The sequence below is a fragment of the Candidatus Marimicrobium litorale genome, from assembly GCF_026262645.1.
Taxonomy (GTDB): domain Bacteria; phylum Pseudomonadota; class Gammaproteobacteria; order Pseudomonadales; family Halieaceae; genus Marimicrobium; species Marimicrobium litorale.
This window is the reverse complement of record NZ_SHNO01000001.1, coordinates 489,175-509,765: the sequence shown is the minus strand read 5'-3', so window position 1 is coordinate 509,765 and position 20,591 is coordinate 489,175. Positions and strand designations below refer to the sequence as shown.

The following is a 20,591-nucleotide window of genomic DNA, read 5'->3' as shown; positions in this document are numbered from 1 at the left end:
TGTGCTGCGCGCCCGGGCGAGCGTTCCCGGACTCTAATCGCATTGTTTCGGTCGGGACAATCGCGCAAAATAGCGCACCCTGAAGCGCAGTCGGAGCACCTGCATGGATAACGAAGAAATGACCCTGTTTCGCGATATGACGCGACGGGCCCTCGAACACGAAATCGCACCGCATATCGAAACGTGGGAAGAGCAACACATTGTTCCAAGATCTCTCTGGAACAAACTCGGCGAAGCGGGCCTGCTTTGTCCTGACCTGCCCGAGGCTTACGGTGCTGCGGAGACATCTCCCCAGGTGACGTTTTCCGTCATCGAGGAGCTGTCGCATATGGGCTTTGGCGGAATCGCTACCGGCTATAGCATACACAGCAATATCGTAGCGCCCTACATCGAGCACTTCGGTACAGAGGAGCAAAAGCAGCAGTGGTTGCACAAAATGGTCGCCGGCGAAGCGCTGGGGGCATTAGCCATGACAGAACCCGGTGCAGGCTCAGACGTGCAGTCTATTCGTACTAACGCTGTTCAGGATGGCGACGAGTGGATACTCAATGGCTCAAAGATATTCATCACCAATGGCATGCTCGCTGATCTTGTCATCGTTGCCGCAATTACCGATCCCGGCAAAGGCGCTAAGGGAACCTCGCTGTTCCTGGTGGACACCACCCTACCCGGGTTTGACCGGGGCAAGAAAATCGAGAAACTGGGACAGCATACTTCGGATACCGCCGAGCTGTTCTTTCAGGATATGCGCCTCCCCGCCAACGCGCTGCTGGGCGAACTGAACAAGGGCTTTGTCATCATGATGAAGGAGCTTCCGCGGGAGCGCCTTGGCATCGCCGCACAGGCCATTGCAGCAGCGGAAGGGGCAATGGAAATCACTATCGACTACGTAAAAGAGCGCAAGGCCTTCGGGCAAACAGTAGCGAGCTTTCAGAACACCCGTTTCACGCTGGCTGATGTAAAAACCGACATTGCAGTAAACCGCGCTTTCTATGAAAAATGCGCAGACGCCTATACTCGCGAAGAACTCACATCTGAGGATGCCGCCATGTTGAAATATGCGAGCACCGAAATGCAGTGCAAGACAATTGACCAGTGCCTGCAGTTATTCGGTGGTTATGGCTATACCATTGAGTACCCGATTTCGCGCTACTATGCCGACGCGCGGATACAACGGATTTACGGTGGCACGTCGGAGATCATGCGAGAGCTGGTAGCGCGCTCTATTCTTGGCCGGTAGCAAGACACGGGTGGAGGCAGGCGCGCACTCTCTCGGCGCGTGCGCAGCTAGCCTCGTCACTCCTGCATTGCACCTGCCAGAAGTTCCAGCGTAGTCGCATGCTGGAGGCCCTCGAAGTAGGCCGCCAACACCTCATCAAAAATACCCTCGTAATGAAACTGTCCAAACAGCGTCATGCAGGCGCGGAGTACAAGCGCATCGTCCGAGCCCAGCATAGATTCAGCGGTCGCATCCCCGGTGTCGAGCAGCAAACCACAGCATTTCTCGAGCCTCGCGCCCAACAGAGGGTGCGCGAGGTAGGCTCTGGCCTCATCGAGTCCCGACATCGCATACCGCCTCGCCGCATCACTCTCAAACACGCCAGCCAACGGCGGGAATATGAACCACATCCAGTCGGTTTGCTTTCGGCCGACAGCCAACTCGGCAAATACGGCGTCGATTACCGTATCCTGCGCATCCACAAATCGCCGAAAGTCGAACTGCTCAGACATAGTAAATAAACTCCGCGTGCACTGCAGCCGAACTGGTTACACCAGCCCCATCAACTCGACGATACCGTGACTGTGCCCCGCCGTGTAGCCGCCATCGACCACCAAGCTATGTCCCGTCACGAAAGAAGCATCATCTGATGCCAGAAAATAGGCCGCACCCGCAATTTCCTCTGGCTTGCCAAAACGTCCAATTTTGGTTTCCCGTTCGACATCTTTTTTAAAGTCGGGCATGGCATCCATGACCTCATGCAGCAATGGTGTGTTAATAAAGCCGGGGCAAATGGTATTACAACGAATCCCCAAACGTCCGTAATCGATAGCAATATTTTTGGTCAACATAACTACGCCGCCTTTCGAGGCATTGTAAACACTCCCGCCCTCGGTGCCATTGAGTCCCTCTACGCTTGCAACCGTAACAATACTGCCAGAGCGCTGTGCCATCATGGTGTCCAAAACTGCCTTGATGGAGAGGAAAGTACCCTTGAGATTCACATTGATGACCCGATCCCACGTGTCTTCATCCAGCATATTGACTGGACCCGCCTCTCCAATGCCCGCGGCTGTAAGCAGGATGTCGATGCGCCCAAACTCCTCTACCGTTCTGGCCACTGCAGTATTGGTAACATCGGCATCGGTGACATCTACCTGATGAAAACGACAGGCATCTATCGCTGCCTCAAAACTATTCCAAGCATCTGTCCGGTTACGGTCCAAACCGATGACAACGGCCCCCTCTCGAGCGTACCGTTGGGCACAGGCCAGGCCAATACCGGAGGCAGCGCCTGTGACAATAGCCACTTTATTTTTCAGGTTGGACATACAATTCCCTCACACTGTCATTAGTAAGAACCCGCTAACCGCCAAGATAGTAATCGTCTTGATTGACCTGCTTGGTCCAACGCCACATATCAAGTATTTTCCATGGCCACAACAGAGTCACCTTGCCCTCCGCGTTCTGGTAAAAACTCGTTTTGATAGAATCGTGCTCCCAGACTAACTGCGCATGCAGCGCGCGAAATCGACTGTTGTAGTCGGCAAATACGTCCTCTTTGCATTCCATGGTCTGCTCGCCAGACTGAATATGGGCTTTTAGACACTCCATGATATAACGAATCTGACACTCGCCATTGAAAATAAGGCTACCGCCAAAAGCTAAATTAGTGCCTGGGCCATACATGCAGTAGAAATTCGGAAAATTCGGCACGGTGATTCCAAGGTAGGCCGCCGGTTCCAACCCCCATTGATCTGCCAAGGTAACACCCCCCCTGCCCCGAATCTCCATCGGCCACAGGAACTGATCGGTTTCGAACCCCGTGGCATATAGAATGATATCCGCCGGATAAAATATACCATCCTCGGCAGTAACGCCCTCCTCACTAACACTGACAACACCCGAAGTGACGAGATCGATATTGTTACGCTTGAGTGCCGACAACCAGCTGCCATTATCCTGCAGTGTGCGCTTTCCCATCGGGGCGTAATCCGGGATCACCTTTGCGAGTAAGTCTTCATCATCTCCCACCTGCCCCTTTATATACTCCGCGAACATGTCGTACACCATATCGTTCATCGCGTTGATCGAGCGATCTTGGTGGGGCCAGTCCTGATCAACAAACACTGTGTCATAGGCGCCATCGCAGGCCGGCCAGAAGATAAGAAAGCGGAACCAGCGCGTATAAAATGGCAAATGTTGAAGACACCATTTCTTACCTTGCGGTACCTTGTCATGATAAATCGGATTCTCGAACATCCATGGTGCCGAGCGCTGGAATACGGTCATGTGAGCCACACGTTTTGCAATTGTAGGGACCATCTGGAAGGCGCTGGCACCCGAACCAATGACAACCACCGTTTTGTCAGTGCAATCGATAGAGTTATCCCAGTTCGCTGAGTGGCACCACTGACCATTGAAAGACTCTATGCCAGGTATATTGGGATATGTGGGGCGGTTTAACTGGCCTACAGCACTGATCACCGAGTTCACCACGTATTGCTCTTTTCTACCGTCCTTGTCCACGGTGTCAACCGCCCAAAGTTTACTGTCCTCCTCGAAAACAACCCGCGTAACTTCTGTACCGAAGCGGATATGGTCCTGCAAGCGATGGTTATTCACTACGCCTTCAAAATACTGCTGCAGCTCACCTTGTTGTGAGAAATACTCTGACCAGTGATGAGCGGGCTCGAAGGAATAGCAATAAAGATGGTTTCCAACATCCACTCTGGCACCGGGATATCGATTCTCGAACCATGTCCCCCCGACAGATGCATTTTTCTCGATGAGAACAAAGGGGATTCCTGCCTCTTGCAAGCGATAGGCCGCGAGCACACCCGACATGCCACCACCGATAACCAGCACTTTGTGCTCCCTACGCACCTTTACTGTTAGGTCGTCATTCCACGCGTCACTGCGCTGGTCTACGCCGTCCAACTCCATTTCTTCCAGCATCATGGGAACATAATCTTCAGCTACCTCCGCGGCGACCAGAAAATTCATCATGCGATGCACCGTTTTTGCGTCAGGCGGCGGCGGCAGCTTGCACCCTCCGTCGCGAAAGGCCTTGATCACCTCCAGCGCCTGCGCACGGACGGTGGCTTTCGCCTCCTCGCTCATGTACCCCTGGTACTCATTGATAAATACGCCAGCGGGACGTACCTCTCCGTCGAGCAGGCGGGCGTCACCGCTCATGTGGATCATACTCATCATGAGCGTGGGTATGCTGGCATCCTCGAGGGCTTTCTCAATCACCGCATCGTCGTCCGGGATACCAAAGTTAGTGTCTGGCATGGTTAAAACTCCAGTTGTTTTGAGTGTCTTCGGGGGCTAGATTGGAGGCGCGAAGGTGGGGTTGCGCGCCTCACGTACATCGTCCAGTCGTATATTAGCTGCTTTTCGCCAGGCTTCGTCCGAAAACAAATAGAAACGCTCTTCAATAATACCGTCGAGCACGCGCTGCGCCATAACTTCTGGTCCGATGCCGGCACTGACACTGTCGTTTAGCGCCTGCGAAACCATGAGCCGCTCGTCTGTCTCGACAATGTTTCCGTCACCGCTATAAACCTCGGGACGATTGCGCTCGGAATTAGAGATACCGGTATTGATCGCCTCCGGGCACAGCACAGAGACCTTTACATGCGGGGCGTGAAAAGAAAGCTCGTGATAAAGCGACTCGCTCACGGCCAGCACCGCATGCTTTGTCATGTGGTAGATTCCTGAATACGGCATGGCTGTAACCGCCGCCATGGAAGCGGTATTTACCACGTGACACTCCGTGTCCTGCGCTTTCATGATAGGTACAAAGGTACGGATACCATGGATAACACCCCACACATTCACGTCCAGCTGCCAGCGGAAATCAGCGAGACTCTCTTCCCATAGCAGTCCACCTGCGAAGACACCTGCGTTATTACAGGCGATATGAATACCACCATAAGTATCGATCGTTGTATCGGCGAGTGCCTGCACATCCAGAGCTTTAGACACGTCCGTCACTACTCCGATACACGGCCCAATGGCAGACAACTCCGACACTGTGCGATCCAGCGCGTCCTGCTCTATGTCTGCTAACACTACCTGCATACCGTTGGAAAGAAACAACTCTCCCATGGCTCGCCCGATACCACTCGCGCCGCCGGTTATAACCGCCGTTTTTCCCTTAAAATCTTTCATCCGTTCTCCTGGCAAATAACTATTGAATCTGCGGCTTGCTCCAGAGCGCAGGACTATCTGCCCCCCGCCCGGGCATCAAATTGCCTGTCTTCGTGCCAATATTTCGCTAACGAACACAACTGTATCCCAGCCGGCTGCCCCCTGTATGACCTGTGTTTTGCGACTGCGTGATACTACCAGAGCCCGAGCCGCGATCCGCATGAGGCGTCACGCCAGATCTGCAAATTGGTCCGCCTCGCTGAGTTTTACGTGTCATCGATAGGTGATAATGACTGACTAACACAAAGCCTCCGTACAGATCATGCGCGATACTGCCAGCAACCTTTCGCGCCTGCAGGGACCAACCTTCGGTGAATTTTACTTGATCACGCAGAGCAGGTAGCACAAATCGACTGTACCCAGCTGTTGCTGTGGTCAAAAACCTCAGTCTCCAAACGGTACCAGACCAGTAAATTTCTGCGCCGTCCCCCGCGCAGCGGGGACACGTGATGCCGCTGGTTACCCACATGTAACAACACATCACCGGGTTCAAAGCGATGGCTCACAATGGTTCGATCAGGCGGCTCGTTCACATGTCGTGCACAGCGAGCCCCGGTGAAATTGATCTCGCCACCCTGAGCGTCGTTTTCGAGACAGATGTTCAGGGTGATATGGCTGGCGTCGACGTGCAGTGCCAGCTCCCGCTCTGCATCTTCACCATATAACACCATAAAAGCATGCTGATCGCCAAAGCGACCACCGGGCAAGTGCGGAAAAAGCGCTGGAATGACCGTCGCGAGCCACGTGTCTGGTAGACAGGCAAGCTGTGCAGACAGCTCCGTATTATTCACTACCATTCCATAGTTATGCATGGAATTGGGCTGCTCCCGAGGCACCGATGAGAACGCTTTCCCCGCAACTATTTGCGCAAGCAAGTCCTGGCATTGGGCGCTACTGAAAGGGCGTGCCGCAAAAGCACCGGGCGCCAGGCAACGCCAGTCCTCGAGACGCGAGGGGTTCGGCATATCCAACACAGGCTTCATGTTGTGTCATCCTCAATCGGGTTAGTCGGGCATACAGTACACGGCTACTCTCTGATAACGCACTGTCGCTACTGTAGTTTGCCAACCATGGAAAAATAAGCCAGCGTAAAAAAACCCGCGGTAATCGTCACGAGGGACAGTAGCGTGGTCAACACAATAATGTTTGCCGCCAACGTACTGTCTCCACGGGCAGCCGCAACCATGACATGACTGGAGGCAGCCACGGGTGTTGCCAGCAACAGGAATAAAACCCCCAGATGTTCATCGCGCACGCCCAGGGACAAGGCCACTAAAACGCCCGCCATAGGTGCCAGAATAAGCCTCCATGCACTGGCCTCCCAGGTGAGGGGACCGGCCCTGTACAAGCGTGAAAAACGCATGGACCCACCAATACAAATCAATACCAGAGGCAGAAAAAAACCCGACAAAATAACCCCGGCAGGTCGCATTGCCGCAGGCACGGACATCGGAGAGACTGCCAGACAAACACCGGCCATTACACCGATAACCAGTGGGTTTAGCACGACACCCCTGAACACGTTGGCCAGCTTTGTGCTATTGCCAAGAGTACTGTCAAGCACCCACACCGCAAGAATATTGTAAAGCACGGTCATTAGCGCAACCGGCAACGCCGCCAGTTCAGGCCCGCGCTCACCGTAGGCAGAGAGCGTAAGCGCCATACCGACAATCGCCAGATTGGAGCGAAAAGCGGCTTGCACGAATATTCCTTGCTCCCTTTTTGGGTGACCGCGCCAGCGGGTGTAGAGCCAGCTGGCCGCAAATACCAACAAGGTCGCGATCACCCCCGCGAGCAGGTACCGCGCTGCTCCCAGAGCGCTATAGTCCACTTGAGCCGCTCCAGCGAACAACATCAGTGGCAATCCAAACCTGAAGGCCAACAGGGAAATCCTGTCATTCAGCCACTGGGGCAGAATACCAAACGCATTGAGTGCAACGCCCAGGGCAACCCAGGCGAAGGTGGGCAGTGAAACTGCCAGCGAGGCATAAAACAGGTTCAAGGTGCCGGCCAGGCTCATAACAGCGACCAGGTCATGCGCGCGCTCAATCCAACTCGTCCAGCACTTCACCCAGAGCCGTTACCAGACTGTCGATCTCGTTTCGCTCCATGATGAAAGGTAGGCCCAGCGCGATAATATCGCCGCCGTAGCGCACGTAAAAGCCCTTGTGCCACATTCGCATAGCGACTTCAAAAGGCCGACGTGTGGGATCTCCCTCCATTGGCGCCAGCTGCAAGCCACCAGCGAATCCGAAATTACGAATATCCCGTAAGTGGGGCGCGCCTTTGAGCTCGTGCAATACGTCTTCGAAATACATCGCCTCTTTCGCTACTCTCTGAGGCAGCGCCTCCTGCTCGAGTATATCCAGCACCGCCAGTGCAGCAGCACAGCCCACAGGGTGACCCGAGTAAGTGTAGCCGTGATTGAACTCCAGCAGGTGTTGAGGCGCGCCAGCGTTCATGAACGCCTCATAAATCGGCGCCGAAGCCATAACAGCACCCATGGGAATCGCGCCATTAGTCAACTGCTTGGCGAGGGTCATGATATCCGGCACTACTCCAAACACTTCCGCTGCGGTCATCGCGCCGCAGCGACCCAGGCCAGTAATCACCTCATCGAAGATCAGCAGAATCTCGTTTTCATCGCAAATGGCGCGCAGACGCTCCAGGTAACCGAGTGGTGGCGGCACGACACCCCCGGAGCCAACAACCGGTTCGACAATAACTGCTGCAATTTGGTCAGCCCCGAAGCGGGCGATGAGAGCAATCAGCTCTTCAGCAAGTTCCAGCCCTGCTGCGGGTATACCGCGACTAAACGCGTTCTCAGGCAACAGCGTGCTTGACAGCAGCGCAGTCTCGAGAACGGGGCCAAAAGGCTCAACATTGGCGGGAATCCCTCCCACGGAAACGCCTCCGTAATTCACCCCGTGATATCCCCTGGCTCGACCAATAAACCGCGTTTTCCCGGACTTTCCCCTCAGGCGCCAGTAAGCACGGGCCATCTTGAGGGCGGTATCCACGGCCTCAGAACCGGAGTTGGTAAAAAAAGCGTAGTCCAGACCTACCGGTGTAATGGCCTTTAGTCGACTGGCCAGAGCAAAGGCGCCGGGGTGACCGAACTGGAATGCGGGGGCGTAATCGAGGGTTTGCAGTTGTGCGTTGACGGCCTCAGCAATTTCGCGGCGGTTGTGGCCCACGCCACAACACCATAGGCCCGACAACCCGTCGAGCACCCTGCGACCACTGTCGTCTACCAAAAATACTCCCTCGGAGGCCACAATCATGCGAGGGTCAGCCTTGAACTGCCGATTGCCTGTAAAAGGCATCCAGTAGGGTTCGAGTTCTTCACGTGTCAGGTGGGGCCTATCCATCCGTATCATTTCCAACACCAAAGGCCACATGGTACGACTAATTTGACGACCGCGGTATCGACAAAATCCGAGACCACCGTGTACGCATGGTTTGCACGAAACGGGCACACCGGTGAGGAATCGCAGGCAAGAAAAAACCCGCACAAGGCGGGCTAATAAACGGACTTCGTTGCTTTTTCTTGTTGCACTCCCCTTCCTTGGGGTGTGAGTCCGGTTTTACTGAAGCGGGAGCCAGGATCTCCTTTTTTAGCGGCAGCCATCCTTGGCCGCACAACCCCAATACTGCTCGAACGACTGATGCAGCACAATAAACGAAAGTTTAATTTGCAGAGTTTTTTTTACCACAAAGACCACGTGTACGGCACACCGGCGATGCTGTTCATCCGTCAGAGCAGATCAACCGCGGTAGCCGGTAATAGCCTTGGCCGCTTGGTAGCCGAAGGTCATGGCCGGCCCAAGGGTTGCGCCGGGACCGGGGTAACAGGGAAGCGTCGGTGCACTGCAGTTGCCAATCGCATAAAGACCCTCAATCACATGCCCGTTTTCGTGGAGTACCTGCGCATCGGCGTTCACCACCATACCCCCCTGAGTCCCGAAATCACCTGGGTCAACCTTGATCGCATAGTACGGAGGCTTATCGATCGATGCCAGGCAAGGGTTAGGCGTGACTCGCGGATCACCGTAATAACGGTCATAGGCAGATTCGCCCCGATGCAGGTCAGTGTCCTCGCCTGATCGCGCAAACTCGTTCATCTTGCGGACACTCTCCTCCAGCCCTGATGCGTCGACATGGATCTTGCGAGCAAGCTCCTCAATGGTGTCTGCCTTGGCGAAAAAGCCCTGCTCCTCATAGCGCTTGGGTAGCGCCCAGTCCGGCATGAATTTACTGTTGTAAAGCGGCCCGACAAAATAGGTAGCGCGAAACGTCGCGTCGAAAATCTGCCAGGTGGGATTGAGGGGGTTTTCATCACTGTGCTTGGCAAATGTTTCCTGTTGAAAAGCCATATAGTTTTGCGATTCGTTACTAAAACGCTCACCGGCCGGGTTGACCATGATAGAACCCGGATATGACTTTTCCATAATACTCAGCCGAGGTATATCTTCACCAGGAACGGAGATCGTATTACACCACCATGCTTCATCGAGCCGGTGCATCTTCGCTCCAATGCGCAAACCCTCATTGATCGCGTCCCCGGTGTTGTCCAGCGTGCCCGCGCTCCAGCGATGATCGGTGGGTTTGGGCAGGTACTTTTCCCGCATTTCCTGGTTGTGCTCAAAGCCGCCTGCTGCCAGTACGACACCCCTGCGCGCCTGTATTCGCAAGGGCTTACCATTTCGCGTTACCTCGATACCGAGCACCTTGCCATCCTCATCTACCACGCGGGTCATCGGTGTGTTCAACCATAGGGGAATGTCCCGGTCCTGCATGGACGCACGCAAGCGCGCGACACCGGCACACCCGGTTGCCAATCTCCGCGCGTATTTATCTTTCAGGCGCCAGGGAATATCAACAACGTAATCTGCCACCAGCTTAAGTGCTGTTTTCCACCACCCCGGCTGTTGGCCGATAAGCAGCGCCGCCTCGACCTGAGTAAACCCGATCAAGCCCATCAGGTGCATCATCGGATGCGTGCGACGCAAACGCTGCCACTCATCGCCGAGTCGGTCGGCATTAAATGTTTCGGGCTCCATAGAACGATGACCCGCCATGGAGCCTTCGAGATTAGTGTAATAGTCAGGATAGTGCTCCAGCGTCACGTAACGCATTTGGGTCCGCTCGTGCATGAAGTCAACCATTTTAGGGGCGTTTTCCAAATAGGCATCAAGCTGGTACTCGGGAACCTCTTCCTCGGTAATCAACTGACGCAAGTATTTCTTGGCATTCTCAAGAGAATCATCGGCTCCGGCCGCTTTCGCATAGCGGTTGCAGGGTACCCATACCCCCCCGCCCGAGATGGAACTGGTACCGCCGTACAGGTCCGATTTTTCGACCACCAGAACATCCTTGGCACCCATCTCATAGCTGCACAGAGCCGCGGTCATGCCGCCGTTACCGGAGCCGACAACCACAACATCAAAACTGTAATCCCACTGCTGTTCTTTACTCATTGAGCCATTCCCCAGGAAACAGCGTGCATGGTAGCGCAATACCGAGGGAATACCTGCCACTAGCCCATGTAAATGGCGACAGGTTTAAAAAATTGGTCGTGACACGCCGGCTGCGCGCGCTCTCTGTGCAATTTATGCTTGTCAGGGCTGTTACCCGATCAATACACTGTGACATCATCGCCTACGACGACAAACTACTCACACCAACAGGGGCCACCATGCGAAAATACCCGAGAAAGATTCTACTGGCGGTAACAGCCGTAGCCGTCATCACTCTGTCACCTGCTGCTATTTCTCACCTGAACGACCAGGAGGTATCGCAATCCTACCGGCAGTCCTGGTTCACTATGATCGCTTTGAATTTCGGCCCCATGGTCGCCATGCTCAAGGGTGAAATCCCCTGGAACGATGACCAGATGGCGGTGTATGCCGACGAGCTGGTCATACTGACCTCAATGGATGGCATGCGCGGTTTCGCCGATGGCTCTGACAAGGGTACAACTAGGGCCAAGCCTGGCATTTGGGAAAACAAGGAAGACTTTAAGGCAAAAATGGATGACATGGCAATGGCAGTCCAAGCCCTGCAAGAAGCGGTAAACTCAGGCAACCGCAAGGCCATCGCGGGCAACATCGCTGCGACGGGTAAAGCCTGCAAGGCCTGTCACGACGAGTACAAGTCTAAAAACTACCTTTACTAGCGTCAAAGTAACAACTACGCAGCACTCACCGTCAGGAATCAAACCCTTGAGCATGCGGATGCGTTTCATTGTCGAGAATTTCCCATGCCGCCTTGGATGCCACGTGAATATGGTGCCCAAGGGTGAGGCCCGGGTTTGTATCAAGCAAGCCCATGGGAATCCATTGGAGTTGATAGTCGGGCAAAAACTGCGGCACCACAGAGCCGCATTGCGGGCAGAAGCGCCGAAGGAATCCGCTCTCACAACGGTATTCGCGCACCTCTTCACTTCCTTTTAGCCAGCGAAACGACGTCTCGGCGGCGAGGGCCGCCGCGCTCGATGCGCCCCCAAACGCTTTTCTACACTTTGAACAATGGCACTTGAAGACCGAGGAATCGAAACGCTCCACCGAGAACCGAACCTCGCCACACAGACACCCACCTTCTGTCACAGCATTCCCTCCGCTATTCATCGTTGAGACCGTCGCGCACGCAAACGCAAAAAAGCCGCGCTCACAGTCGTTAAAAACCCAGGTAAACCGGGCCCGGGGCCTGCGCAATGAGAAGCCAAAGGCCACAAGAAACAAGTAATACAATCGGCACTAGCCGCCATTTGGACACAACGGGAGCAAGCCCCTCCTTTCCCGACGCGGAACCTGCAATCATGGCTTGAATCAGTTTTTCACGTCGATGCAGCTGGTAAAAGCAAACCACACAAATATGCAGACTTACCAGCGCGAGAAGAATGTTAAAAACAACCTCATGAATCACTCCCATGGCGCTCTGAACGTCGCTATTCACCCAGTAGTAAAGCGGCCCGGAAAACAGGATATCATCGCTGTTAAATAATCCGCTCACTGCCTGAGCCAACAACAATGTCAGCAACAACATCACGGACCACCCCCCAAGTGGATTATGTCCTCGACTGCGAGCGCCACCCCCTTGGAGATACCGCTTGACCTCGGCCGGACCCACAAGAAAATCAGCAAACCGCGAGTGACGACTGCCTACAATACCCCACAGGATACGGCTCAACACCAGCACCAGGAGGGTATAGCCGAGCCACTGATGGACTTCAAAACGCTGCTGCTCTGCGCTCCACCAGGACAAAGGCAACAAACACACCACGGCCCAATGAAAGACCCTTGTCGGGATATCCCACAGCGGCCTTCGCCGCGCGGTCTTGCCCGGTAGAGAGTTCACTGCTGCACCAGCGGCGGATAGGCAGGATCGACATCAGTATAGTGATAGCGCCAATAGCCGCCAATAAGCACCGCTCGATGACGCGGCCCCGCAATGGAACCATCCCTGGCGTCGTAACCGGCATCACCCCTGAACATCACCATAAGGTCATCCCCATCAACGCTGAAGACCGGGAACACTTCGGGCGCCGGCGAATCCCGTTCGACGGCCGTCATGTGTTCGACCGTTCCATAATCCGCAAGTCGCAACAGTGTGAAGTAAGTTGGCGGCAGCATGTTGAGATCGCCCTCTTTATGGGCGGCAATTGCTTCGCTAACGTCCAGCCATTTCGAATCATGAATTTCACTACCATCAATAACAACATCGACATCGTCTGCCACCGGGGCCGCATAAATCCAGGTTGAAAAACGACGAGGCTCTCCAACAGGCGTCGTCCAATGGCTGAGCAACACCATCTCATCTACCCTTGCTGTCAGGCCAGACTCCTCCTGAGCTTCACGTGCCGCCGCAAAACGGGACGCCATTTCGATATTGTTGTTGGCAGCGGCAAGGTCCTCTGCTTCCAGAGACCCTCCCGGGAATACCCATGCTCCACCGGCAAATATCAACGCCTTATTTCGCCTGAGCATCAATGTTTGCAGCCCTCCCGTGGAGTTGCGCAACAGGACAACCGTACTGGCGGGACGCACTTCGGGCTCTGCTGTCATACCGCATACTCACTCTTTATCGGACGATGGATCAGCACTGTGTCCCGCCCTCTGCGAGGAAGCGTGAAACCATGCCAAGGTCGAAACCCCGCTGTTCGGCAACGTCTACTGCTGATTCACGCTCCATAGCATCTACGCTGGCAACCCAGAGATTCGCACAGCGTGTACCCGAGCGGCAAAACGCCAGAACTGGTCGCTCCTGATCATCCAACAAGTCGCTCATAGCATCGAAATGCGAGCCGGGGAATGTTGAGTGTGTGACTGGCATGAAATGATATTCAATACCCGCATCGCGCGCAGCGGCTGCAATGGACGATTCGGCTGGCTGAGCCTCTTCCTCACCCTCGGGCCGATTGTTAATCAATACGCGATAGCCCCGCGCAGCAATTTCAGCGACATCCTCCGGTGTTATTTGCGCCGATACCCCCAGTGTGCCAGTCAACTTTACTATCTTCATTACGTCCCTCCACTAGGTTTTACTTTCCAACCGGTTTACCACAACGCGCTATCGGACTACTCTCCCCGGAACTGCGGTTCACGCTTTTCCTTAAAAGCCCGCGGACCTTCTCGTGCATCCTTGCTCATCATTACATGTGCCGCCTGCTCCATTTCGAACTGAAAGGCGTCGGCCCACGGCAACGTATGCGTCTCCAGCGCTGTCCGCTTGACCGCCTGCAGTGCCAGTGGCGCCTGTCGGCACACGTTATCCGCGTAATGCTCTGCCCTTGCCAGCAACTCGCCCTGCGTAACAACCTCCGACACCAGGCCCATTATCAACGCCTCGGAAGCACCCACCAATTCGCCTCCCAGCAGTATCTTCATAGCGTGCGCCCAAGGCAACTGCCGTGCCAAGCGCACCATCGAACCCGCTCCGGGTACGACGCCTACTTTCGGCTCGGGTAGGGAAAACTGTGCGTGCTCTGCGGCGATGCGGATATCAGTTGCCTGCAACAACTCCGTGCCACCGCCAAGTGCCCGACCGTTGATCGCCGCGATGACCGGCTTATACAACGGCGGGGCTTTGAGCATGATCTTATCGGTAATCAGAGGGTCTGCGAGAAGCCGCTCTTCAGCCTGCGTTTGCGGCTGTTTCGCTCCAGTCCAAAGAGGGATCACCTCGGCGAGATCGCCGCCACAGCAGAAATCCTCGTCACCCGCCGCAGTGAGAACAGCGACGCGAATATCGTCATCCTCCCTCACTTCCTGCCAGGCATCTGCAAGATCGAGAAACATCTCACCGTTAATCATATTTTTCGCCTGCGGCCTGTTTAGCGTAATCCAGGCCTGCTGGCCGCGCTTGTCAAATACTATGGCACTCATGTTTGCGCTACCTTCCTCTCTTTGTTAACCGCAGTCTTGGCCTATTTTTGCACTGGGACGCTCTTTATCCCCTCGCTGAAATAAGGCGTAGACCCGACCCATCTGCAACGCGATCGCACCCGCAGCGATCCCATTTTCTCGCGACATGCCTCATGCAGGTGCCATGCCGAAAAAGCCATCCCATAACAGTTTCACCCCGACCAGCACTAGGGCAGCACTGACCACCGCGTAATAAAAAGAAGGGGTGGAACGGCGCACGAGATAGCGTCCAATTGTCACGCCGACGGGAGCCAGCGGTGCAAGTACAAGTGAGTAGACCAGATTATCGGCATTGAACTGACCAAGGGCGTAGTACGGGATCAATTTAACAACGTTTACCACAGCGAAAAAGATACCCGCCGTCCCCGCGAACAACAGGGGAGATAGTTGCTTTGGCATAAGGTACATCGTGAACGGAGGTCCCCCCGCATGAATACTGAAACTGGTGTACCCCGCGAGCGCACCATAAAAACTGCCCGCAGCCACACCGTGCTGCTTGCCTGAAAAGGACCCCAGACCGAGCAAACTCTGCAAACCAAACGCCGCAGACAAGGCGCCAATCAAAATACGCATATAGTGCTCGTTCATCACCTCGGCGGTCAGGTAGCCAAGTCCTACGCCAAGGATTGCCCCCGGTATGAGCAGCGTTAGCGCCCTACGATCAAAAACACCCCAGTAGGCTTTGACCACCAGCATATCCATCAAAACAAGAATCGGAAGCAAAATTCCTGCCGCCTGGGTGGGCGGCATTACCAGCGCCATTAGCGGGACGGCAATGATCGCAATAGCACCACCGAATCCACCCTTTACGATACCGAAAATTAGTACCGCTGGCACACTGACAAAGTAAAAAGCCGGATCATCAAGCAAAGGCGGCCTCAGTCGACCAGCGCGTACTCATCACGCAGAATGTCGAGAATCTCGGCCTTGGGGTTATCGGATTGTTGTAGGCTGCGGCCAGTAATTTTCTGCGCTATCCCCACGTAGGTTTCCGATACTTTTATAAGCATATCAGTGGGCAGCGCATTGTCGCGCGCCAACGCTGTTCGCTCCTCCATACGCGCTTTGTTGAGTAGAATATCGGGCTCCGGGAAATGATTGAGCAGCAACTGGCGGAAAACCTCCTTGGAGTTTTCTACCACTTTTCCGTCGCGCAGGGATGGGCCATCCCAGATCCGCGATGAATCCGGTGTTCCGACCTCATCCATATAAATCAACTTTTCGCTGCCGGCTTTATCTGTGACATAGCCGAATTCGAATTTAGTATCGACAAACACCTGGTCGAGCTTTTCTAACTCACCGCCGATGACCTCAAAACCTTCACGCAGCAGACGTTCATACAGATCTATGTCGGCCGCAGCCTGAAATTTGAAAGCCGCAACATTATTTTCGATATCACTGCGTGTGATGTTGACATCATCAACCTCAGGCACACCCGGTATACCTGTGAGAATACCCTTGCTTGACGGCGTAATGAGCAACTCCGGCAAACGCTGATCCCGATGCAGGCCATCCGGCAGAATAATCCCGCAGAAATCACGCTCGCCCTTGTCATAGGCTCTCCACATGGAGCCAGTAATGTATTGTCGCGCAATCGCCTCAATCATTACCGGCCGCGCTTTTTGCACGATCCATACCAACGGGTGTGGCACCTCCAGTATATGACTGTCCGCCAGCCCCCGCGTTCGGAAAAGGTCAAACCAGTGGTTGGATATCGCGTTCAGGGCTGCTCCCTTGCCAGGGACTCCCTGCATACCGCCCTCTCCATGCCAGATGCATTCAAAGGCAGAAATTCGATCGGAGATCACCATGATTGCCAAGGGCGCATCCGAGGCAACATCATAGCCACGCTCGGCGATCAATCGCGCACTGTCCTGGGCGCTCAACCAGTAAACCGAGCGAACTTTGCCGCTGTGTACCGGGGAGTCAGTTCGAATGGGCAGGTCATTGTTGACCGCCAATACCTTGTCGGCGAGACTCATGCTGTTGTCCTGTAGGGTGTCTGATAAGAAGCCCGGCAAACCTTGCCTAGACTGCAAAGCACCGGATCGGAAACGGCTAGGATTTTAGCAGAGGATACGCCCGAAGGGCTATGCCCCCGTGGTCAACCATTTTCGGGAGTCGTGGCCAAGGTAGCGCTGTATCCAACAAACTACCGACGGCAAACACTATTTCCGGGGTCCGCCTCTTTGCGACAATGTCGCCCAGGCGGCAAAGCCTGTAATGTGCTTTCATACCTCGGTATAATGACCAAACACGTCCGAAAACGGGCACACCACTGCGAGTAGCGTAGCGTCATGGCATCACCCCAGACCCCATACCAGATTCTCGGCGAAGAGGGCATCAGGCGCCTCGTCAGCGTTTTTTACGACATCATGGACTCCTGGCCGGAAGCCGCGGCTCTGCGTGCGATGCATGCGCCCGACCTGGACCCCATGAAGGATAAGCTCGCCGAGTACCTGATAGGCTGGATGGGTGGCCCGCCTCTTTACGCTGACAAGCACGGCACCGTTTGTATGACGGAGCCCCATGAGCCCTATCATATCGGGCCGGAGGAGCGAGATCAGTGGCTGGCATGCATGAACAAGGCCCTCGAGGAAACCAGTGCCAGTAAAGATGTGATCGAGATGCTGAGAGTGCCGCTTTTCAGGATCGCCGATGCGGTGCGCAACAAGGAGGGCCCCAGCAGCGCGGCAAACGATCCAAACGTCATCGCCGCCAGCTGACCCCGCGGCAGAGACGCAGCGTGTATCGCTCTACTGCTGCTTGAGCTGCAGCACAGGCGCCAAAGGATCGCTGCTGCGACCCTGCATCGCCAGCATCCCACGGCGAATACTATTGCCCCAGCCGCGAAAAATTGCGTCCACAGCAGCATCCTGATTATCCAACTGATTAAACGCCCATATATTGTCGGTCGAACGGGTATCTACGGAACGAACCAGCACTTTCCCTGTACTAGAATCCACCAGAGCCACGCTGGCGGTGATCGAACCACTGGGACGAGCACCCGCCGCCACTTGCTCGAATGTTTCATTTGGATGAATAGCAACCACCGTGGTGTTCAGAATAATCTCTGCATCCTCAGGGCTGTCAACGACGGTGTAGGCGGACTGGAAGCTCAGAGTAGCAGTGAACTCCCTGTTAATGGCGTCCTGCATGACCACCACTTCTGAATCCTCGATTATCCAATCGTCATTAAGATTATTGCCCTCGGCGGGGATAACGTTCACGTCGTCAAGATCGGCCTGAGCAATATACACCTTGCGATAGTGCATGGCCTCCCCCGGTGTATCAGCTTTTACATACAGCTCGTCAGACCGGGTATCCACGCCTTTTAAATAAGCGGCATCGCCACGCTCCGGTGCCGTGGCCTTACGCTGCTCAACCTGAGCACAACCACCGAGTGCAACCACGACAAATATTACCGGCAATGAACACAGTCTAAACATGGACGCTTCCTTCCTGAGATAAGTCGCACGGAATTTCGGAGAATATCCCGTGAATCTTTCGAGTATACCGAATTATCCGGCCTCTGCTAGCGCAGCTGTCACGCCGACCGCTACTCGACTTTGGGATAAACAGTGATATCCGATACAATCCAGCCTCGAAAATAGACAGAGACTGTAGCATGCGAACATCACGCACCCGGCTGACCCTGTGGTTCACCTTGCTGCCCCTGCTTGCCTGTCACGGGCCTGCACTGAGCAACACACCCGTGCCGGAAGATGTTTTGGTCACCGCCAACCGGTTGACTGAAAACGCACTGGCACTGCCACTGGCCTGGTCCATCGTAGATCGCGAGGCGCTTGCGTTGGTTGATGCGATCCACATCAACGAGATTATGCAGCGCGTGCCGGGCGCCTGGATAAGTCGGGGCAATGGACAGGAGAGCCTTATCTCACTGCGCTCTCCGGTATTAACCGGCGCCGGCGGCTGTGGTGCTTTTCTCACCGCGGCCGATGGCATCAGTTTAAGAGCGCCGGGTTTCTGCAATATCAACCAATTATTTGACGCTAATTTCGAACAAGCAGGACGTATAGAGGTGTTACGCGGCCCCTCGACTGCACTGTTTGGTTCTAACGCCATGCATGGCGTGATCAACGTGATCAGCGCACCGCCCTCCACACAACTGGATAACCGCCTGTCAGTAGAGGGCGGCCCCTACGAGTACATCCGCGGCAAATACCGCTATAGCGATACCGTCGGACGCCACGGCATTAGTTTCAATGCCAACGTCACGCACGATGGCGGATACAAAAAGAGCTCAGGTTACGACCAGCAAAAAGTCACTCTGCGACACGACTATGATGGTAATGACTGGAATATTCGTTCGGTGCTCGACGGCGCCAATCTGGACCAGAACACCGCGGGGTATATTCAGGGTTTCAACGCCTACAAAGATGGCGATATCAAGAAAGAAAACCCGAACCCCGAGGCATACCGAAAACCCTGGTCCCTGCGATTTTACACTGCGGCCAGCACATCACTTGATGAGAGGAACACGCTGGTTGTTACGCCTTACTTGCGCGCCAACGAAATGAAGTTTTTGATGCATTTCCTGCCATGGCAACCCACCGAAAAGAACGATCACAGCAGCATCGGATTGAGGGCTCATATCAATACCGATGCAGACAGCCTGCGATGGATCAACGGTGTCGATCTGGAATACACTGATGCCTCCCTGAGAGAGACCCAACAAGAACCGTTCAGCCCTAATATGCCAGTAGGCATCCACTACGATTACACAGTAGACGCGACTGTCGCGGCAGCTTATACCCAGTTGCGCACACAGTTCGACTCGAATTGGGAGCTGGATGGCGGCGTTCGAGTTGAATACACGAAGTATGACTACGATAATCACGCAACAGACGGCAGCGCCTGTGGCCCCGACGCAGATAACTGCCGGTTCTACCGCCCAGCTGACCGAGACGACAATTTTACCGAATGGTCTCTTAACGCTGGCGTGAGCTACAACCTGCATGAAGATCACGTTACTTACTTTCGCGTCGCGCGGGGTTATCGCGCCCCCCAAGCAGCTGAGCTTTATCGCTTGCAATCTGGCCAGCAAAGCGCTGATCTCGACCCCGAAAAACTCGATAACATCGAACTCGGTTTCAGGGGTTACTTGCAGGATCGCTTCCACTATGACCTCGCTGTTTATTATATGAACAAGGACGACGTCATCTTTCAGGATGCAGATCGGCAGAACGTCAGCGGTGCCAAAACACGTCATTATGGCGTCGAACTGGGACTCGACTACCAGATCAGTGAACACTGGTCGGCGGCTGTTGACGCCAATACAGCCAGCCACACCTACGACAGCCGCGTGCTGCTGCTGGGCGGCGGCAGCAGGGATATCAAGGGCAACGATATCGACACCTCACCCAATATCTTCGGTAGCGCCAGACTCGGCTGGGATTTTTCTGCGATTGCCGGGCGCCCATCCAAAGCAGAACTGGAATGGGTGTATATGGATTCTTACTATCTGGAACCCCAAAACGAGCATCGCTACAATGGCCACTCCCTATTCAACCTGCGCATCACTGCCGACTTGACGACGCGTCTTTCAGCCGGCCTTAGAATCACTAACTTGCTGGACGAAGACTACGCAGAACGGGCAGATTTCGGTTTTGGTAACTACCGCTATTTCGTCGGTCAACCTCGAGGTGCCTATGTACAACTGAATTATCAGTTCGGTGACATCTGAAAAAACCATGCCCGGAGGTGCA

Annotated in this window: 20 protein-coding genes; 4 read left to right on the top strand and 16 right to left on the bottom strand. The window is 54.7% G+C overall.

The annotated features are described in order from the left end of the window. Nucleotides 1–103 precede the first annotated feature (103 nt). Nucleotides 104–1,240, top strand: a complete 1,137-nt coding sequence (locus tag EYC82_RS02345; protein ID WP_279247949.1) for an acyl-CoA dehydrogenase family protein — start codon at nucleotides 104–106, stop codon at nucleotides 1,238–1,240. A gap of 56 nt (nucleotides 1,241–1,296) precedes the next feature. Here EYC82_RS02345 and EYC82_RS02340 read toward each other — a convergent pair whose 3' ends face one another. The 8 genes from EYC82_RS02340 to EYC82_RS02305 all read right to left on the bottom strand — a co-directional run bounded on the left by EYC82_RS02340 (nucleotide 1,297) and on the right by EYC82_RS02305 (nucleotide 10,917). After that, the gene (locus EYC82_RS02340; protein ID WP_279247948.1) at nucleotides 1,297–1,731 is read right to left on the bottom strand and encodes a DUF1810 domain-containing protein; all 435 of its coding nucleotides are present in this window, start codon (nucleotides 1,729–1,731) and stop codon (nucleotides 1,297–1,299) included. 36 nt (nucleotides 1,732–1,767) lie between these two features. After that, nucleotides 1,768–2,550, bottom strand: coding sequence for an SDR family NAD(P)-dependent oxidoreductase (locus tag EYC82_RS02335; protein ID WP_279247947.1), 783 nt, complete (start codon nucleotides 2,548–2,550; stop codon nucleotides 1,768–1,770). A 34-nt stretch (nucleotides 2,551–2,584) separates the two neighbouring features. Beyond that, on the bottom strand, nucleotides 2,585–4,516 hold the full coding sequence (locus EYC82_RS02330; RefSeq protein ID WP_279247946.1) for a flavin-containing monooxygenase: 1,932 nt from the start codon (nucleotides 4,514–4,516) through the stop codon (nucleotides 2,585–2,587). A 36-nt stretch (nucleotides 4,517–4,552) separates the two neighbouring features. After that, nucleotides 4,553–5,398, bottom strand: a complete 846-nt coding sequence (locus EYC82_RS02325; protein WP_279247945.1) for an SDR family NAD(P)-dependent oxidoreductase — start codon at nucleotides 5,396–5,398, stop codon at nucleotides 4,553–4,555. Nucleotides 5,399–5,763: 365 nt separating this feature from the next. Continuing rightward, nucleotides 5,764–6,420: a 2OG-Fe(II) oxygenase family protein gene (locus EYC82_RS02320; RefSeq protein WP_279247944.1), complete on the bottom strand. Its 657-nt coding sequence runs from the start codon at nucleotides 6,418–6,420 to the stop codon at nucleotides 5,764–5,766. 68 nt (nucleotides 6,421–6,488) lie between these two features. Beyond that, a complete protein-coding gene (locus EYC82_RS02315) occupies nucleotides 6,489–7,457 on the bottom strand; it encodes an AEC family transporter (protein WP_279247943.1) in 969 nt (322 codons plus the stop codon). Between the two features lie 25 nt (nucleotides 7,458–7,482). Then, a complete protein-coding gene (gene aptA / locus EYC82_RS02310) occupies nucleotides 7,483–8,808 on the bottom strand; it encodes an omega-aminotransferase AptA (protein WP_279247942.1) in 1,326 nt (441 codons plus the stop codon). 396 nt (nucleotides 8,809–9,204) lie between these two features. Next, complete coding sequence (locus EYC82_RS02305) at nucleotides 9,205–10,917, bottom strand: FAD-dependent oxidoreductase (protein ID WP_279247941.1); 1,713 nt, start codon at nucleotides 10,915–10,917, stop codon at nucleotides 9,205–9,207. Between the two features lie 23 nt (nucleotides 10,918–10,940). Here EYC82_RS02305 and EYC82_RS02300 point away from each other — a divergent pair, with 23 nt between their 5' ends. Beyond that, nucleotides 10,941–11,615 (top strand): c-type cytochrome, encoded by a 675-nt coding sequence (locus EYC82_RS02300; RefSeq protein WP_279247940.1) that lies wholly within the window; start codon nucleotides 10,941–10,943, stop codon nucleotides 11,613–11,615. A 31-nt stretch (nucleotides 11,616–11,646) separates the two neighbouring features. Here EYC82_RS02300 and EYC82_RS02295 read toward each other — a convergent pair whose 3' ends face one another. From EYC82_RS02295 to EYC82_RS02265, 7 genes are all read right to left on the bottom strand, one after another. After that, entirely contained in the window at nucleotides 11,647–12,045 is a 399-nt protein-coding gene (locus EYC82_RS02295) for a GFA family protein (RefSeq protein WP_279247939.1), read from the bottom strand. 70 nt (nucleotides 12,046–12,115) lie between these two features. Next, complete coding sequence (locus EYC82_RS02290; protein WP_279247938.1) at nucleotides 12,116–12,796, bottom strand: cytochrome b/b6 domain-containing protein; 681 nt, start codon at nucleotides 12,794–12,796, stop codon at nucleotides 12,116–12,118. Continuing rightward, on the bottom strand, nucleotides 12,793–13,503 hold the full coding sequence (locus EYC82_RS02285) for an NUDIX hydrolase (RefSeq protein ID WP_279247937.1): 711 nt from the start codon (nucleotides 13,501–13,503) through the stop codon (nucleotides 12,793–12,795). The genes EYC82_RS02290 and EYC82_RS02285 overlap by 4 nt, the downstream gene beginning before the upstream one ends. 31 nt (nucleotides 13,504–13,534) lie before the next feature. Then, entirely contained in the window at nucleotides 13,535–13,960 is a 426-nt protein-coding gene (locus EYC82_RS02280; RefSeq protein ID WP_279247936.1) for a protein tyrosine phosphatase family protein, read from the bottom strand. 56 nt (nucleotides 13,961–14,016) lie between these two features. Further along, entirely contained in the window at nucleotides 14,017–14,823 is an 807-nt protein-coding gene (locus tag EYC82_RS02275) for an enoyl-CoA hydratase-related protein (protein ID WP_279247935.1), read from the bottom strand. 150 nt (nucleotides 14,824–14,973) lie between these two features. Then, a complete protein-coding gene (locus EYC82_RS02270) occupies nucleotides 14,974–15,732 on the bottom strand; it encodes a sulfite exporter TauE/SafE family protein (protein WP_279247934.1) in 759 nt (252 codons plus the stop codon). Nucleotides 15,733–15,740: 8 nt separating this feature from the next. After that, on the bottom strand, nucleotides 15,741–16,844 hold the full coding sequence (locus EYC82_RS02265; RefSeq protein WP_279247933.1) for a phosphoribosylaminoimidazolesuccinocarboxamide synthase: 1,104 nt from the start codon (nucleotides 16,842–16,844) through the stop codon (nucleotides 15,741–15,743). A gap of 315 nt (nucleotides 16,845–17,159) precedes the next feature. Here EYC82_RS02265 and EYC82_RS02260 point away from each other — a divergent pair, with 315 nt between their 5' ends. Further along, complete coding sequence (locus EYC82_RS02260) at nucleotides 17,160–17,588, top strand: group II truncated hemoglobin (RefSeq protein WP_279247932.1); 429 nt, start codon at nucleotides 17,160–17,162, stop codon at nucleotides 17,586–17,588. A 30-nt stretch (nucleotides 17,589–17,618) separates the two neighbouring features. Here the strand turns inward: EYC82_RS02260 and EYC82_RS02255 are convergent, their stop codons facing one another. Beyond that, nucleotides 17,619–18,311: a DUF3313 family protein gene (locus EYC82_RS02255; RefSeq protein ID WP_279247931.1), complete on the bottom strand. Its 693-nt coding sequence runs from the start codon at nucleotides 18,309–18,311 to the stop codon at nucleotides 17,619–17,621. A 179-nt stretch (nucleotides 18,312–18,490) separates the two neighbouring features. Between EYC82_RS02255 and EYC82_RS02250 the strand changes: the two genes are divergently transcribed. Further along, nucleotides 18,491–20,569 carry a TonB-dependent receptor gene (locus EYC82_RS02250; RefSeq protein ID WP_279247930.1) on the top strand — a complete coding sequence of 693 codons (2,079 nt, stop codon included), beginning with the start codon at nucleotides 18,491–18,493 and terminating at the stop codon, nucleotides 20,567–20,569. The last annotated feature ends 22 nt before the right edge of the window (nucleotides 20,570–20,591 follow it).

Coding starts and splice junctions, on each gene's coding strand:
- EYC82_RS02345 (WP_279247949.1), top strand. CDS start 104: ATGGATAACGAAGAAATGACCCTGTTTCGCGATATGACGCGACGGGCC.
- EYC82_RS02340 (WP_279247948.1), bottom strand. CDS start 1,731: ATGTCTGAGCAGTTCGACTTTCGGCGATTTGTGGATGCGCAGGATACG.
- EYC82_RS02335 (WP_279247947.1), bottom strand. CDS start 2,550: ATGTCCAACCTGAAAAATAAAGTGGCTATTGTCACAGGCGCTGCCTCC.
- EYC82_RS02330 (WP_279247946.1), bottom strand. CDS start 4,516: ATGCCAGACACTAACTTTGGTATCCCGGACGACGATGCGGTGATTGAG.
- EYC82_RS02325 (WP_279247945.1), bottom strand. CDS start 5,398: ATGAAAGATTTTAAGGGAAAAACGGCGGTTATAACCGGCGGCGCGAGT.
- EYC82_RS02320 (WP_279247944.1), bottom strand. CDS start 6,420: ATGAAGCCTGTGTTGGATATGCCGAACCCCTCGCGTCTCGAGGACTGG.
- EYC82_RS02315 (WP_279247943.1), bottom strand. CDS start 7,457: ATGAGCCTGGCCGGCACCTTGAACCTGTTTTATGCCTCGCTGGCAGTT.
- aptA (WP_279247942.1), bottom strand. CDS start 8,808: ATGGATAGGCCCCACCTGACACGTGAAGAACTCGAACCCTACTGGATG.
- EYC82_RS02305 (WP_279247941.1), bottom strand. CDS start 10,917: ATGAGTAAAGAACAGCAGTGGGATTACAGTTTTGATGTTGTGGTTGTC.
- EYC82_RS02285 (WP_279247937.1), bottom strand. CDS start 13,503: ATGACAGCAGAGCCCGAAGTGCGTCCCGCCAGTACGGTTGTCCTGTTG.
- EYC82_RS02280 (WP_279247936.1), bottom strand. CDS start 13,960: ATGAAGATAGTAAAGTTGACTGGCACACTGGGGGTATCGGCGCAAATA.
- EYC82_RS02275 (WP_279247935.1), bottom strand. CDS start 14,823: ATGAGTGCCATAGTATTTGACAAGCGCGGCCAGCAGGCCTGGATTACG.
- EYC82_RS02265 (WP_279247933.1), bottom strand. CDS start 16,844: ATGAGTCTCGCCGACAAGGTATTGGCGGTCAACAATGACCTGCCCATT.
- EYC82_RS02260 (WP_279247932.1), top strand. CDS start 17,160: ATGGCATCACCCCAGACCCCATACCAGATTCTCGGCGAAGAGGGCATC.
- EYC82_RS02255 (WP_279247931.1), bottom strand. CDS start 18,311: ATGTTTAGACTGTGTTCATTGCCGGTAATATTTGTCGTGGTTGCACTC.
- EYC82_RS02250 (WP_279247930.1), top strand. CDS start 18,491: ATGCGAACATCACGCACCCGGCTGACCCTGTGGTTCACCTTGCTGCCC.